The following is a 15,412-nucleotide window of genomic DNA, read 5'->3' as shown; positions in this document are numbered from 1 at the left end:
CGGATAATCCGGACGGGTTTTATTTTTTTATCTGTATGTCTGTTTGGACATTAGATTTCAAGTCTTTTAATCAGTCCTGCCTGTACAGCTTCCCAAGATTCGAGGTTACCCTCAGTTTCCCAATAGCTACGCATTTCGGAGCTATTGATAACCTTGTTTACTGCGTTAATAGCCTGGTTTCTTAATGCTTTGGTTCCGATCAGATTCAGGATATCCAGTTTGTCCAGCGGATCTTCCGGATAATCTTCACTGGGTCTACCTACCAGTGCGGCAACTGTTTCAGCAGCCGCCAGTGCTTCTTCACAATCAGAGACTTCCAGCTTTTCGTGATTGTTGATGATACGTGCCAGTGTATCAGTAACCAGCCCGCCGTCTTTGCTTTCAATCAGGTCAAAAACCCAGTCCTGTGATCCATCGTTTTCAAAGTTCCTGGTGCCCCATGCGCCCATAGTGTTTACAGTTTTTTTATTTTTTTAGAATAAAGAATTTAGCAGTCAATTATCTACAACAACTCAAACCTGCGATCAGTTCAAACTTCGGAAATCTACCGGAACTAGTTTGCTGACGCCAGGTTCCTGCATCGTTACGCCGTAAATAACGTCCACAGCAGCCATAGTTTGCTTATTGTGGGTAACGATGATGAACTGAGAGTTATCGGAGAACTTGCGTATCATGTTGGTAAATTTACCTACGTTGGCATCGTCCAGTGGTGCGTCTACCTCATCCAGGATACAGAATGGTGCTGGCTTGATGAGATAGATGGCAAACAACAGCGCCGTAGCAGTGAGGGTTTTCTCACCACCGGAGAGCTGTGTAATCGCCGCCGGACGTTTCCCTTTCGGTTTCGCAATAATTTCAATACCGGTATCTGCCAGGTTTTCAGGGTCGCTCAGGATCATATCACACTGGTCTTCCTCTGTAAACAGGGCTTTAAATACCCGGATAAAGTTCTCTTTTACGGTATTAAAAGTATCCAGGAACTTCTGGTTGGCGGTAGATTCCACTTCCTGGATCGTGGCCAGCAGGGAGTCTTTCGCATTCACCAGGTCTGTTTTCTGTTCCAAGATGAACTCATATCTTTTCTTCATTTCCTGGAATGCTTCAATAGCAGTAGGGTTGATTTCACCCATATTTTCCAGGCGTTTCTTCAGGCGTTCAGCACTAGCTTGGAGTTCTTCCACTGGCAACTGTGAACTACGCTGTTCATCAATGATCTCGTCCAGGTTTACTTTGAACTCTACGCTGAGCCTTTCTTTCATGGAGGCCAATTGCAGTTTCAGTTCGTTCACCTTATCCTTGATGGTATTCAATTGCTGGTCCAACTGTTCACGGGCCTTTTGCTTGTTGCGCAGGGTCGTTTCCAACTCTTGCAGATGGTTACGGAAGTTGTAGTATTCCTGGTCTTTTTCGTTGAGGGCTTTTTCTTCCTCTTCGCGCTGACGGAACAGTTCTACGAGGCCATCATCTGCATGGTTCAGTTTATCCTGGGCAGCAGCGATATTGGCCACTGCATCTTCCAGTTGTGCTTTGTTGCTAGTGATCTGGGTATGCAGGTCTGTCAGTTGCTTGCGTTTGAATTCAAGTTCTTGCTTGAGGGCCTGTACCTTGCTCTGCTGGCGGGTTTGTTGCAAGTTCTGGTTATTGAACTGCACATTCGCCATATTGAATTGCTGTTCCGATTCTTGGGCATTTCTATCTGCCTCAACAATAGTATCCTGCAATTCATTTACCCGGTCGTTCAGGTTATCGAGTTCTTCTCTTACACCAGAAATGCTTTCCTGGTTGCTTTCCAGGGATTGTTGCATTTCAGCCAGGCGCTTATCCCCTGCTTCGATGAGGTGATGGAAGTTCTCAATCCTGTTCTGGAGGCCAAACAGTTGGTTGTTCAACTGGTTGATCTTATCCTTCCCGGCATTGATATTATTTTCATTGAGCTGACTGTTATATCCCAACACCTGGTTGTGTTTCTCTTGTATGGCCACTTTCAATCGGCCTACAATAGCTTCCAGGTCTTTGATTTCAGCTTCCAGCTTCTCTAGGTTCTTAGCACGTCCGAGTTTTTTACCTTCGAAGAGTCCTACAGAACCTCCAGAGATATTATATTTCCCGCGATGCATACGGCCAGATTTCTCCAGCAAAAATATCTCATCACTGGACAACTGACTGAATTCTAAGCGGCTGATGTCTTCCCCTATAAATACTTTCCCCAGCAGGAAATTACCCAGTCCTTTGTACTTCTCTTCGATTTCCACTACCTGCAAGGCCGGAATGGTACCAGGTGGCGTCAGAATATTTTCTGCCTGTTGACGGAACTGATCCAGGATAAAGAAATTCGCCTTTCCTTTTTTGTTACTATCCAGCAACTGGATAGCCTGTACAGCTTCCGCAGCATTATTGACAACGTAATAGTTCAGGTAAGGCTCCAGGAGATTTTCTACGCAAGTGCGGTATTCTTCCTTACAGAAAAAGATATCGGAGAGAATGGGAGCGGCATTATTCCAGTCGGGGTTCTTCTTGAGGAATTTGATACTTTCAGGATAACCTTCCAGACTGTCTACTAACGACTTAAGCAGGTCGTATTCATTCTTTTTTGAATCCAGCTTACGATTCTCGTCTACGAGTTGATCGCGGAGCCCTTCAATATCGGATTGGGTAGCGAGGATTTTTTCTTTGGTTTCGTCCTGGAATCGGATCATTTCCTCGAGGGCAGTCTTTTCTGTTTCCAGGGTTTGTTGGAGGGTCGTTTTCTCCCCTTCCAACTGTGTGATTTGTTGCTGACGGCCTACCTTTTCTTCTTGCAACTGCTGCATGCTACGCTGCAAGTTTTGAACGGAGGTATCGGCAACGGCCACTTTTTTCTCCGCTTCGAACTGCTGACGCTGCCAGCGCTGCTGGTCATTACGGAGCGTTTCGAGGGCTTGTTTCTTTTGCTGGAATTTATCCTTTTTCTCATCCACCATTTCCCGGAGTGTTTCCAGCTCATCTGTCATGGTTTCGAAGATTTCACCTTCTTCTACCACTTGTTTTTCGGAAAATTCGATGGAGGAAGTCAGCCCGGAGAGCTGTCCTTCCGCATTATTGAGAAAGTCGGTAATATTTTTTTCGCGTTCCTTCAGATAAGTGAGCTGTTGGGAAGCGAGGTTTTTGTCGTTTTCTTTGGTACGGATGGTGGCTACCAGTTCGTTGTACGATTTCTGGAGGGTCTGGAGTTCTCTTTCCTTGGCGACGAAGTGAAGTTTATCTTCTTCCACGGCAGCCTCGGCAGATTTGATCTCCGTTTCCAAGGCCAGTTTGCGATCGCTTTCCTCCTGTTGCTTTTCGGACAGGTCTTTGAAAGTGATATTAAAGCCTTCCAGGGCAGCTTTTGCCAGTTCTATACTCGCATCGCGGTATTCCTTCTTCACCTCATAGAAACGCTCGGCTTTACGGGCCTGGCTTTCCAATGTTTTGAGGTTGTTGTTGATTTCGAAGAGGAGGTCTTCAATGCGGTTAAGGTCGCCCTCAGTGGCGTCCAGTTTGGCTTTAGCTTCCTTTTTCCTGGTTTTGTAAATGGAAATACCCGCAGCTTGTTCCAGCATGCGGCGGCGACTGTTCTCCTTATCTTTGATGATGTCGTCCACCATACCCAGCTCAATGATCGCATAGGAATCGGTACTTACACCGGTGTCCATGAACAGGTTGTGGATGTCTTTCAGACGACAGGCTACATCATTGAGGCGGTACTCACTGTCCCCATTTTTGTAGAATTTACGGGTAATCGTTACCGTAGTAAACTCGGTAGGCAGTACATTCTTGGTATTCTCGAACGTGAGGCTCACCTCCGCCATACCACTGGAAGAACGTGTCTTCGAGCCATTGAAAACCAGGCCTGCCTGGTTCTCAGAACGCAGGTTACTGATTTTATGCTCCCCGATCACCCAGCGGATAGAGTCGATAATATTACTTTTGCCACAACCATTCGGCCCAATTACCCCAGTAATCCCCTCATCGAACTGCAAAACGGTCTTATCTGCAAAACTTTTAAAGCCTTTAATTTCTAGTGTTTTTAAGCGCACGACTTTACTCCGAGATTTTTTAAGGCGTCAAAGATATAATTTTACCCGAAGGAAAAGTAAATTAAGTGAGAACTCATTATCTCCGGCATTTTTTTATTCACAGTTGTGAATAATTTAATATTCCCAAACATTCTACCGGATTTATAATGGTCTGATTATAAATATAGTGAAAACAATAATTAAAATTTAAATTCCTGTCAGATTTAATACAGGTTATTCTTTTAACAAAGGGTATTATCTACCTTTGTGGCTCGAAAAACCCGTAAGAGATTGCGTACAGAAAATTGGATCAACGACGTTAAGACTTTCCTTTACAGTTATCATTTCAGCAACGGTTTACGTACTACCATCAGTGTAGTCGTGCCATCATTGGTATTTGCAGCCTTAGGACAACTGGGACTTGGCATTGCCATGTCTATGGGCGCCCTCTGTACTGCCCTGAGCGATGTGCCAGGTACCATCATCCATAAACGGAACGGCCTTATTATCAGTACGATCCTGATTTTTCTGACTGCGCTTATAACCGGGCTCCTGATTCCATACACCATTCCCATGATCTTCTGGATCGCGGGCTGCTGCTTCTTCTTCGCGATGCTGCTGGTGTATGGCAACCGTGGCGGGAACATCGGAACAGGCTGCCTCCTGATTCTGGTATCTATGTTGGGAGAATCCCTACAATCCCCGTCCACCGTATTTTTGCACTCAGGCATGGTACTGCTGGGATGTATCTGGTATTCCCTGCTGGCGCTCCTACTCTGGCAGATTCGCCCCTACTTGAACGTTCAACAAGCTTTGGGCGATTGTATCCTGCAAACGGCTAAATACCTGGAACTCCGGGCTAATTTCTATACGCCTGGCATCCATGTAGACGAAAACTACCGGGCCGTTTTGGCACAGCAAGTACTGGTAAATGAAAAACAGGAAAATGTGCGGGAACTGCTGCTGAAAAGACGTTCCGACCAACAAGGTACTACCAGTATCAATAAAAGCATGGTGCTGATCTTCCTAGACATGGTGGACCTGCAAGAGCAGATCATGGCCTCCCAAACGGATTACAAGGCATTACAGCGCGATTTCAAAGACGATGAAATCCTGGATAAATTTCATACCCTCATCCTCGACTTTGTAGAGGAACTGAAAACCATAGGACTGGCAGTCGCCGCAGGCCAACGCAGTCTCCCTAAAGCCAATCTCAAACTGGGTATGGAAAAAGTCCGCAAAACCATTGCCGACATTACCCTCAAACTCCCGACCCTGAAGGAAAGGACCCGTACGATGCCATTGACCAATATCCTCTCCAACTTGCAGGATATGTCCCAACGCATCTACAACCTTCATCGGTTGACTCGCCTGGAACGCCTGAAAGATGCGTCCATCGATCCGAAGCTGGAACTTTCCAAGTTCACCACGCATACCAAATACGATTTTGAAACTTTCCGCGACAACTTGACTTTCCAGTCCCATAACTTCCGTCATGCCATTCGTGTGAGTTTGGCTACAGTGGCGGGTTATCTACTGGGCATGTCCTTGCACTTGGATCGTGTATACTGGATTTTGCTGACGATTGTGGTTATTCTGAAACCCGGTTTCGGACTGACCCGCTCCCGAAGCATCCAACGCCTGATCGGTACTGTGTTGGGGGCATTGTTTGCCGCAGGATTGTTGTATCTCACCCATAACCCAACGATCATCTTCATTTCGATGTTGCTATGCATCTTGGGCGCATACAGCTTCATGAGCTTCAAATACACGCTGAGCGTGTTTTTTGTGACACCGTTTATCATCTTCCTGTTGCATTTCTTGCATCCTTCGGATCTCTACAATGCGGCACAACGGGTACTGGATACCTTCATTGGCGGGGCTTTGGCCTTCATCGCCAATATGGTGCTGTGGCCTAGCTGGGAACATAATTTTGTGCCTAATTACATGAAGAAAATGCTGCTGGCCAACAGACACTATTTGGAAGTGGTGATGAACGTATATGCGAAAGAAAATGTAAACGTAACAGATTTTAAACTGGCCCGTAAAGATACTTATGTGGCCAGCGCCAATATGATGGCGGCTTTCCAGCGAATGCTGTCGGAGCCAAAGAGCAAGCAAATAAATGGCTCCCGCATCTATCACTTTGTAGTATTGAATCACACGCTTACTTCCCATGTGGCGGCCCTCGGGGCTTATAGTTTGCATCATGGGGTGCAATATCCGCGTCCGGAATACCAGGAGGTCACCAATTACCTGCTGCACTACATGGATCAACTGATGCTAATGTTGGACCCTACTACCAAGGAGCAAACTACGCTGCCAGCACCACTGAATACCTTCGAGCATCTGGATCAGCGACTAGAAGAACTGGTACACCTGCGTCAGCAGGAAATCAACGAGGGACAAGGCGCTACGCCTCTCCGCGATGAAATGTTGGAAGCCAAACAAGTACATGACCAATTGCAAGCCATTCTTTCTCTGGTGAGAGATATGGGTAAAGCTTTAGCATAAAGGGAAATCTACTACTTGTCGTCCCTGCCTTGCGGGCAGGGACGACAAAATGGAACGTTTTATTTTTCGGGAGATAAATACTTCGCGAGAAAGCTGGCTGTTTTACTATGCTTCGAGCGGGCTACATCTGCGGGAGTCCCCTGTGCTACTATCTTTCCGCCCTCTTCTCCAGCACCAGGGCCTATATCAATGATCCAGTCACTGCCTGCCAGCACGCGCATATTATGCTCTACTACAATGACCGTATTTCCTGCATCCACTAACAAATTCAATTGTGTCATCAACTTATCTACATCCGCAGGATGTAATCCGGTAGTAGGTTCGTCTAGGATATAAAGGGCATTTCCCTTGCCTATGCGTTGCAGTTCTGTAGCCAGTTTGATACGTTGGGCTTCGCCGCCAGACAACTCTGTTGCAGGTTGTCCGAGTCGAAGGTAGCCCAAACCCACTTCCCGCAGTACATGCAGTGAATGATGAACCGTGTCGTCTCCCTGGAAAAACGCATATGCATCATCCACTGTCAGTTGCAATACTTCGGCGATAGACTTTTCTTTGTATTTGATTTCAAGCGTAGCCGCATTGTATCTGCTGCCATGACATACCGGACAAGGCGCATACACGCTTGGCAAAAACAGGAGTTCCACCATTACAAAGCCTTCTCCATTACAGTTTTCACAACGTCCTTTAGGCATATTGAAAGAAAAACGTCCGGCATCATATTTCCGCTTTTTAGCATCTGGCGTGGCTGCAAACAGTTTCCGTACATGGTCAAATAAGCCGGTGTAAGTGGCCAGATTAGAGCGTGGCGTACGCCCGATGGCTTTCTGATCTACCAGCACCATTCGTTTCACCTGTTCCATTCCGCCAGTAATGTGCCCACCAAGGGTTTCCGGCTTATCATCCGCTAAATCCGGTGCCTCCTCCTCTACTGCTAGGGAGGTTCCCAGATGTGCAGACACCAGTTCCACCAAGGCCTGGCTCACCAGACTTGATTTTCCGGAGCCAGATACGCCGGTTACGGCTGTGAAGAGATGCAATGGAAAATCGGCATCCAGTTGTTGCAAATTATTCCTGGTAACACCGCGAAGTCGCAGCCAATCATTGCCAGCGGCCCTCGGCTGATGATGCACCCGATCTGTACCCCGAAAGAGGTAACCTGCAGTTAAAGACTCACTGACGGATGCCAATCCTTCTGGTTTGCCGCTGTATAAAATCTGTCCGCCCTTTTCTCCTGCGAGTGGCCCTACGTCTACAATCCAATCGGCATAGCGCATGACTTCTAGGTCATGCTCCACCACAAAGAGGGAATTACCGGCCGCTTTCAATCGGTCTAGGGCGCGTAGCAAAGCTTGCGTATCCGCAGGATGTAGTCCGGCAGAGGGTTCATCTAGCACATACACCACTCCAAAAAGATTGGATCTTACTTGCACTGCCAATCGTAAACGTTGCAGCTCTCCCGGCGACAACGTAGGCGTACTCCGTTCCAGGGAAAGATATCCGAGGCCTAGCTCCAGCATGACTTGTAGTCGCGCTACCAGGTCTGTGGCAATGCGCTGTACCACCAATACTTTTTCGGGATGTTGTTCATCCGCGGCAGTAGCGGTTTGCAGACGATCGGACATTAAAGCGTATAGGCGTTTCAGTGGGATGGACGACATCTCTCCAATATCCATTCCGGCAAAATGCACGGCCAATGATTCTTTGCGTAATCGTTTCCCATGGCATTCTGGGCAGGTAGTGCTCAGCATATACTGCGCTGCCCTTTTCTTCATCATGGCGCTTTGCGTATTAGCAAAGGTGTGCATGACATATTTCTTCGCTCCCATGAAAGTGCCCATATAACTGGGTTCTTCCTTTCTTTTCATGGCAGCTTTCACTTCTTCCGATGTAAAATTGGCGTAAACTGGTACGGTGGGTTGTTCTTCTGTAAATAGTATCCAGTCGCGTTGTTTTTTAGGCAGTTCTTTCCAGGGGATATCTACATCATACCCCAGCGTAGTTAGGATATCCCGGTAATTTTGTCCTTGCCAGGCCGTAGGCCAGGCTGCCACGGCTCTTTCGCGGATAGTGAGGCTATCGTCCGGGACCATAGAGGCTTCCGTAGCATCGTAGATTTTTCCCATCCCATGACAGGTGGGGCATGCCCCTTCGGGCGTATTCGGTGAAAAGCCTTCCGCGTAGATGATCGGAGCGCCAGCGGGATAGTCGCCCGCCCTACTGAAGAGCATTCTTAACAAGTTGGCTAAAGTAGAAACACTACCTACAGAAGATCGGGTTGTAGGCGTGCCCCGTTGCTGTTGCAAGGCTACGGCTGGCGGCAGTCCATCCACCTCATCTACTTCCGGGACGGGCATCTGATGGAAAAGTCTTCTCGCGTAAGGAGATACAGACTCCAAATAGCGGCGCTGTGCTTCTGCGTATAGTGTTCCGAAAGCCAAGGACGACTTTCCAGACCCGGAAATACCAGTGAATACAACGAGGGCATCGCGGGGGATTTGGAGATCCACATTTTTGAGGTTATGCTCACGGGCACCTCTTACATTCACAAAACCAGGGGTAGATTGTTGCTGCATGAGATAGCAGCCACAAGAACTGTGCCCTCCGGAGGGGCATGGTAGAATTGGCAGATGATATGGGGAGACGCGGGTCAAAGGGCTGGCTGTCTCCCTACATTATCCTCACGTTGTTACTTGGCGCGTTAATCTCTACTTTCATCAACGCCTGCAACACCCGCTGCATCGAGGCCATAGACGATGGCGCGGATGTGATCGCGGTCCCAACTATGCTGGCGACTGATAATTTTTACGATCTGTGTTTCACCGGACCAGATGCGCAGTACTTTGTCACGTACAAAACCGCGTTGCACTATTTCTTCGGTTACCTTATAATCCAGTAGCGCTAATTCATACTGCTCCGACTTTTCCATTTTAAAAAGATTGGAGCTATGTAATTCCAGTGTACCGTTTTCAATCATAACAGCATCCACTCTGTAATTCATTAAGCGTAGGTATAACCAGATGACCAGCACGAAGAAAAGGAATATCATGAATTCTGTGTTGAATCCTGTAGCACACCACGAAACAATCATAGGGACGATCCAGACGAGCTCCATCCATCTGTAATCATAAGGGCCAGCTTTGACAATCATAGGGATATGGGAATTTAATAGGTGGGACATGACATCCCACCTAAATATATTAAAAGTTAAATAAGCAGGAAGTACCTACAATATTACCGCCATCATCACCGAGCGTACGCATGTACGACGTGCGGATTTCAATATTATGCATACCACGGCCTACACCAAAACGTACCCCTAAGCTGCCTGCAGGGCCATAACCAGTTTGATTGTGATTGAAGGTCATCTTAGGATAGCCTGTATACTCCACATTGGAATTATAATGTTGATAATGCATACCAAAACCTGCGCCCACGAAGGCCCCAAACTTTTTGTGGTAGGACTTCACGGCCCCTGCTCCAAAGTTGAATTCTGCCATCACTGGCGCATTGATTTCGAAATTAAAACTATTGCTATTTTCTGAGGAGCCGGTATAAAACGAACCACCGAACCCGAATCCCAGCGGCACTCCTACTGCAATGGACGTTGCGTTAGACAGCGGAATATTTACTCTTGGGTAATAATTCAGCGTAATAAGGCTTTTCGTCTCCTCCGTGCCAGGCGTAACAGAGAACATAAAACCTGTTCCTACTCCATGTTTGAATTCTTGCGCGTGTAGTTTGGACCCGATCAGTCCCATAATGGCTAACAGTAACACTTTTTTCATATATAGTAATTGGTTAAATTGGTTTCCTCTTTTTTAATATAGGCATGGACGTTAGTTATAAAACAGGCCTCGTGCACCGGCTTTTTTCAAACCGACCATGATCTCCTCAATACGCTCCCAGTCCCAGTTGTGCCGACGATCGACGAAGGTAGCGATTTCGTCTTCATCTGTATAAATTATCAGCGTTCTATTGCTTACTTCTCCCCGCTTTACGACTACCTCTTTCACTACAAATTTTAAGTCAGGCACATAATAGGATGCTACTTTTCCCATTTTTAGGCAATTGACATACTGCAGTTCCAATTGGTGATCATCAATGATGACCGTCACGATGCGCATTTCGCGCAAGCGCCAGAACAGCCAGCCTCCTATCAAGAAAGCCGCTATCCATAATCCTGTGGAGAATGGGAAAACAATAAACAGTACTATCAAGGCTATCACAAGTGGAATCTCTTTCCAATCATACACATAGGGACCAACTTTGATCGTCATGAGGAATTTGATTTGGGCAAAAAACGACAACATTCGTGCCACTAGGATTTAAATTTATCCTGATCGATGTCCATAATTTTTTGACTCAATCCTTATACAATAGATGATTAAATTCGTAAACAATTAAATGTATTGAAAATGAAAGAATTTATGTTACTGTTCAGACAGCCCAGCTATGATTTCAGCCAAACTAGTCCGAAGGAAATGGCAGAATTAGCCGGTAAATGGAAATCTTGGGTTGAAGGCATTGTGGCGCAGGGATACTTTGTTAATAATGGTTCCCGATTGGATCTGGCAGGAAAGGTATTACGTCCGGGCGGTGTGGTAACAGACGGTCCTTTTGTGGAAATCAAAGAAAAACTGGGTGGCTATATTGTTATCAAGGCAGCCAGTATCGACGAAGCCCTCACCCTTGCACATGGTTGCCCTGTGTTGGAGGCGAATGGCTCCGTGGAGGTGCGTCCTATCTATGGTTAATTACTAACTATAATGTATAAACGAAGAGGTAGTCAAAGGAATCATTCCCTTATTTCCGGGAATGCATTACTTTTGACCACCTCTTTTCTCATGTATGGAAACACCCACCCTATCTTTAAAAGACTTATTCCAACAGGAATTCCCTCGCATAGTGGCCGTTATCACTCGGCAGTTTGGCGTACAGCATATGCATGCCGCCGAGGATATTGCCAGTGAAACCTTTCTGGCTGCCGCCGAAACCTGGGGGATTAAAGGCATTCCCGCCAATCCTGCCGCCTGGTTATATCTTGTAGCCCGACAAAAAGCCATTCACTTTTGGCGTCGGGATAAAATATACCGGGATAAAGTGATGCCCGCTATCACTAGCAACACCGCTGCCGAAGAGGAAATCGACTTCTCCGAAGAACATATCCAGGATAGTAAACTCAGGATGATATTCGCTGTCTGCAATCCGGTGATTGCCAGCGAAGCCCAGATAGGACTAGCATTGCGCATCCTTTGTGGATTTGGCATTGAGGAGATAGCCACCGCATTTTTCACCAACCGCGAAACTATCAGCAAGCGTTTACTCCGTGCCAAGGATAAACTTAGACAGGAAAATATCCAACTAGAAATGCCGGCGGACCAAGATATTATACACCGCCTAGATAATGTACTGCACGTTATTTACCTGGTATTTAACGAAGGATATTATTCCCGTACACAAGACCAGGTACTGCGTCGGGATTTGTGCCTGGAAGCCCTGCGCCTATGCTTGCAACTGACCGCCTACTCCCCTACCAATACCCCTGCCACCAATGCGCTCATTGCTTTGATTTGCTTTCATGCCTCCCGTTTTGCAGCCAGGCAGCCAGAAGATGATACCATTCTTTTGTATGATGAGCAAGACAGCACCCAATGGGATCAGCAACTGGTACATCAAGGCATGCATTACCTAGCGCTTTCTGCCAGCGGCGATCACCTCAGCTCCTATCACCTGGAAGCTCGCATTGCTTACTGGCACTGCATCCCAGAAGACTCCCCCGCCAAATGGGAAGAAATATTACTACTCTATAATCAACTCCTCATCCTAAAAAATTCTGCTGCCGGCACACTGAACCGCCTCTATGCAAAGTATAAAGTAGATGGAGCTGCAGTTGCATTAAAAGAATTACAAGCACTCCAGGTGCCACAGAACACCGATTACTTCCTGTTGATGGGCGCGTTATACGAACAGCTAGATACAGAAAAGGCCGTAAAAGCTTACCAGCAGGCACTTTCCACCACTACCATTCCTGCCGAAGTACAACATTTAGCAACAAAAATTAAAAATTTGAACAAATAATCCGGGTCTTGTGTCCATATTTGGAATTCCTGTTCCTTGTAATAGTATAAAAACACTATCATATGCAATTAGCAGGCAAGACCCACTGGTCATTTTCTACCCGAACCATCGTTTACTGGATAGCTACCATTATTATTCTGCTGGAAACAGCGGTGGGGTCCTATTGGGATCTGGCACAGATTCCATTCGTTCAACAAGTATTTGTAAAACTGGGATACCCTTCTTATCTGCTCTACATCATCGGCGCATGGAAAATTGCCGCCGTTTTTATCCTGATTACACCGAAATTAGGTCGCCAAAAAGAGTGGGCGTATTGCGGTATTTTCCTGATTTACATTACCGCTGCCTATTCTCATATAGCTGCGCATGATGCCGCTGGCGCTGCAGGCCCTATTGTATTCGCTGTATTAAGTTTACTCTCTTGGGCAACTCGCCCCGACAGCCGGAAATGGCTGATACCTGAAACCACAACTACTACCAAAACTGCATTCAAAATCATTTACTGGGTGGTAACAGTTATCACCGCACTGGTAATGCTCTCCGGCGGTTTCGCTGACATCGTGATGGCATCCGGTCCGTTGGAAGGTATGCGTCAATTGGGCTATCCAGACTTTTTCACGCCATTGCTGGGTATTTATAAAGCACTCGGAGGCGCCACTATTCTGTTGCCCAATAAACGTTTCAGGATTATCAAGGAATGGGCTTATGCAGGCATTATTTTCGACCTGACAGGCGCCTCTTTATCACACGCTTTCGTTGGCAATCATATGCATATTATTTGGCCTTGGATGTTTGTAGTGACTACGTTTGTTTCCTGGCGCTTGGCTGCCTTTCGCAAATAAAAAAAGAAGGTGACTGCAACTGAATGCAGTCACCCTTATGACAGTTCACAAGCAAAAACTAATACCTTTTGGGTCAACATTTGTAATATAATATATTCAATTTATATATTAATACAATTATTTAAAAAGCAAAAAACCGACATCTGCGATGTCGGTTTTTTGCTTTTTATTTTTTCTTGCGTTTTCCGCGCTACGCGCGAAAAACGCAAAGTTTTTATGTGGCGAAATGAGCGATTCCTGCGCAGAATGCCAGTTTTTTGCTTTTTATTTTTTCGTCGCCCCTGCCCGCTGGGCAGGGGCGACAGGCAGGAAAGTTCCGCTAATATTATGATATCACGATGGTGAATTGATCTGTCACTGGCGTGAGTGCAGCCAGTACGCGATCGAAGAAGGCCGGACCTTCCATAGCGTACCATGGAATAAAGTTTTCTTTCCTCTCCTGGAGAGAGCCAGCAGGAAAGAGTTTGGCTTTAATACTACAAATCTGGTCCGTTTGCCAGGAGAATTTCTTCTTTTCTGCGCGCAAGAATTTATGTTCCAGTTTGCTGATGGATTTCATGGCTCTTTTTCTTTCCGCACCTGTACTAGCCACCAGTGTTATATCTATGCTGTGCGCTTTAGCTTCTAGTTCATCAAACAGCTTTTCCATGGCGGCATATTCATCCTTCAGCACCAGGGATGCATTGGTATGCGCTTGCACGAAGCCGTTGACAATTTCATCTGTGCTTTTGAAGAGCGTAGTAATGGGCAATCCAAGTTTCTCCAAACGGATATTGCTCTGTTCATCTACCAGCAACAACGAATTACGGAGTAAAAGAATTGGATAAGGCACGCCATAATGCTGGAATAACTGTTGCAGTTCCAGCCAGTAGGCGATCTCCCCACCACCGCCTACAAATGCAATATTGGGCAGTATTGTTTCCTGGAACATCCCTCTGAGAATAACATTCGGACTAAACTTTTCCGGATGTGCTTCCAGTGCTGCATCCAAACTTTCAGCATCAAAGCTGATGGAGGTATGCAGTACTTTCCAGCGATCTCCTTCTCTCACAATGCGTTCGCGCAGCCCTTTTTTCAGGTAAAACAGGTTGATATCCCTAGGATTGGCCTGTATTTTATAATGGTTCCCGATTTTAGCGAGGGTATCTGCCACCAAGTCGTGAGAACGCTGGTGATGCAGTTCATCCTTTATAACGGGAATGTATAAACGTTTTAATGCTGGATTATCTGGCACTACGGTTACCAGTCCATAACGGCCGAAGAGCGTATGTACCAGGTATAAGGTGGCCTGCTGGATATTTTCATGCTCCAGGTAGGCTTTGCGCAAAATTGCCAGCAACTCCTGACCATGAGGTGCAAATCCAATATTGTCTTGTATCTGCTGAATGAGTGTATCCAATCCCGTTGGGTCCATCCGACCTACAGGGCCCTGCTGATCTGTGTTCCAGGTCAGGGTTTTACCTTCCAGGTAAATGCTGCCCAGTTCTTCTAAGTCGGCATCTTCACTACCCATATAATAAACAGGTACGAAGTTGTACTGCGGATACTGTTGTTTCAGTTCTCCGGCCAACTTGATCGTTTGCAATATTTTATAGGCGAAATAAAGGTAGCCCGTGAAAACATTGGGTTGGTGGGCAGTACAGACAGTGAAGGTGTTGGCGTGTTCCAGCAGTTGGATATTTTCCTGTACTTGCGGTATGGCTTCTAAAGGCGCGTACTGCGAGGTTAATGCTGCTGCTAGTTCCTTGCGGGGAGTGTTAAAAGCCTTTCGGGCATCTATCGCTGCTGCAAAATCCGGTCTAACGGGTGAGTATTTGTAATAAGGCCTAATCTGTGGATCTTCTGCCAAAAAATCTGTTACCAACTGGCTAAAATAGCCAGTTTTCCCATAAGGAATATATTCGAGCATATCTATCAATAATTACAAATGATGAATTACAGATG

The 15,412-nt window shown here is 46.4% G+C and carries 11 protein-coding genes; 4 read left to right on the top strand and 7 right to left on the bottom strand.

Annotation, left to right across the window (positions count from 1 at the left end; translation table 11 throughout):
* Positions 1–50 precede the first annotated feature (50 nt).
* The gene (locus JO154_RS06405) at positions 51–449 is read right to left on the bottom strand and encodes a DUF4259 domain-containing protein (RefSeq protein WP_291942944.1); all 399 of its coding nucleotides are present in this window, start codon (positions 447–449) and stop codon (positions 51–53) included.
* A gap of 75 nt (positions 450–524) precedes the next feature.
* A complete protein-coding gene (gene smc, locus JO154_RS06400; protein ID WP_291942942.1) occupies positions 525–4,055 on the bottom strand; it encodes a chromosome segregation protein SMC in 3,531 nt (1,176 codons plus the stop codon).
* A gap of 270 nt (positions 4,056–4,325) precedes the next feature.
* On the opposite strand from smc, the gene JO154_RS06395 reads away from it, so the two are divergent.
* Complete coding sequence (locus tag JO154_RS06395) at positions 4,326–6,548, top strand: FUSC family membrane protein (protein ID WP_291942940.1); 2,223 nt, start codon at positions 4,326–4,328, stop codon at positions 6,546–6,548.
* A gap of 59 nt (positions 6,549–6,607) precedes the next feature.
* On the opposite strand, the gene uvrA is transcribed toward JO154_RS06395, so the two are convergent.
* From uvrA to JO154_RS06375, 4 genes are all read right to left on the bottom strand, one after another.
* Complete coding sequence (gene uvrA, locus JO154_RS06390) at positions 6,608–9,121, bottom strand: excinuclease ABC subunit UvrA (RefSeq protein WP_291942937.1); 2,514 nt, start codon at positions 9,119–9,121, stop codon at positions 6,608–6,610.
* A 125-nt stretch (positions 9,122–9,246) separates the two neighbouring features.
* Entirely contained in the window at positions 9,247–9,696 is a 450-nt protein-coding gene (locus tag JO154_RS06385) for a hypothetical protein (protein ID WP_291942935.1), read from the bottom strand.
* Between the two features lie 49 nt (positions 9,697–9,745).
* Positions 9,746–10,333 (bottom strand): hypothetical protein, encoded by a 588-nt coding sequence (locus JO154_RS06380; protein WP_291942934.1) that lies wholly within the window; start codon positions 10,331–10,333, stop codon positions 9,746–9,748.
* Between the two features lie 51 nt (positions 10,334–10,384).
* Positions 10,385–10,825: a hypothetical protein gene (locus JO154_RS06375; protein ID WP_291942931.1), complete on the bottom strand. Its 441-nt coding sequence runs from the start codon at positions 10,823–10,825 to the stop codon at positions 10,385–10,387.
* 138 nt (positions 10,826–10,963) lie between these two features.
* On the opposite strand from JO154_RS06375, the gene JO154_RS06370 reads away from it, so the two are divergent.
* The 3 genes from JO154_RS06370 (at position 10,964) to JO154_RS06360 (ending at position 13,468) form a co-directional block, all read left to right on the top strand.
* Entirely contained in the window at positions 10,964–11,302 is a 339-nt protein-coding gene (locus tag JO154_RS06370) for a YciI family protein (RefSeq protein WP_291942929.1), read from the top strand.
* A gap of 94 nt (positions 11,303–11,396) precedes the next feature.
* Entirely contained in the window at positions 11,397–12,626 is a 1,230-nt protein-coding gene (locus JO154_RS06365) for a sigma-70 family RNA polymerase sigma factor (RefSeq protein ID WP_291942928.1), read from the top strand.
* A gap of 62 nt (positions 12,627–12,688) precedes the next feature.
* A complete protein-coding gene (locus JO154_RS06360; RefSeq protein WP_291942927.1) occupies positions 12,689–13,468 on the top strand; it encodes a DoxX family protein in 780 nt (259 codons plus the stop codon).
* A gap of 325 nt (positions 13,469–13,793) precedes the next feature.
* Here JO154_RS06360 and bshC read toward each other — a convergent pair whose 3' ends face one another.
* Positions 13,794–15,377, bottom strand: coding sequence for a bacillithiol biosynthesis cysteine-adding enzyme BshC (bshC, locus tag JO154_RS06355; RefSeq protein ID WP_291942926.1), 1,584 nt, complete (start codon positions 15,375–15,377; stop codon positions 13,794–13,796).
* Between the last annotated feature and the right edge of the window lie 35 nt (positions 15,378–15,412).

The sequence above is a fragment of the Chitinophaga sp. genome (genome assembly GCF_019236475.1).
In the GTDB taxonomy this organism is placed as follows: Bacteria; Bacteroidota; Bacteroidia; order Chitinophagales; family Chitinophagaceae; genus Chitinophaga.
This window is presented reverse-complemented; position numbering and strand designations above follow the sequence as displayed.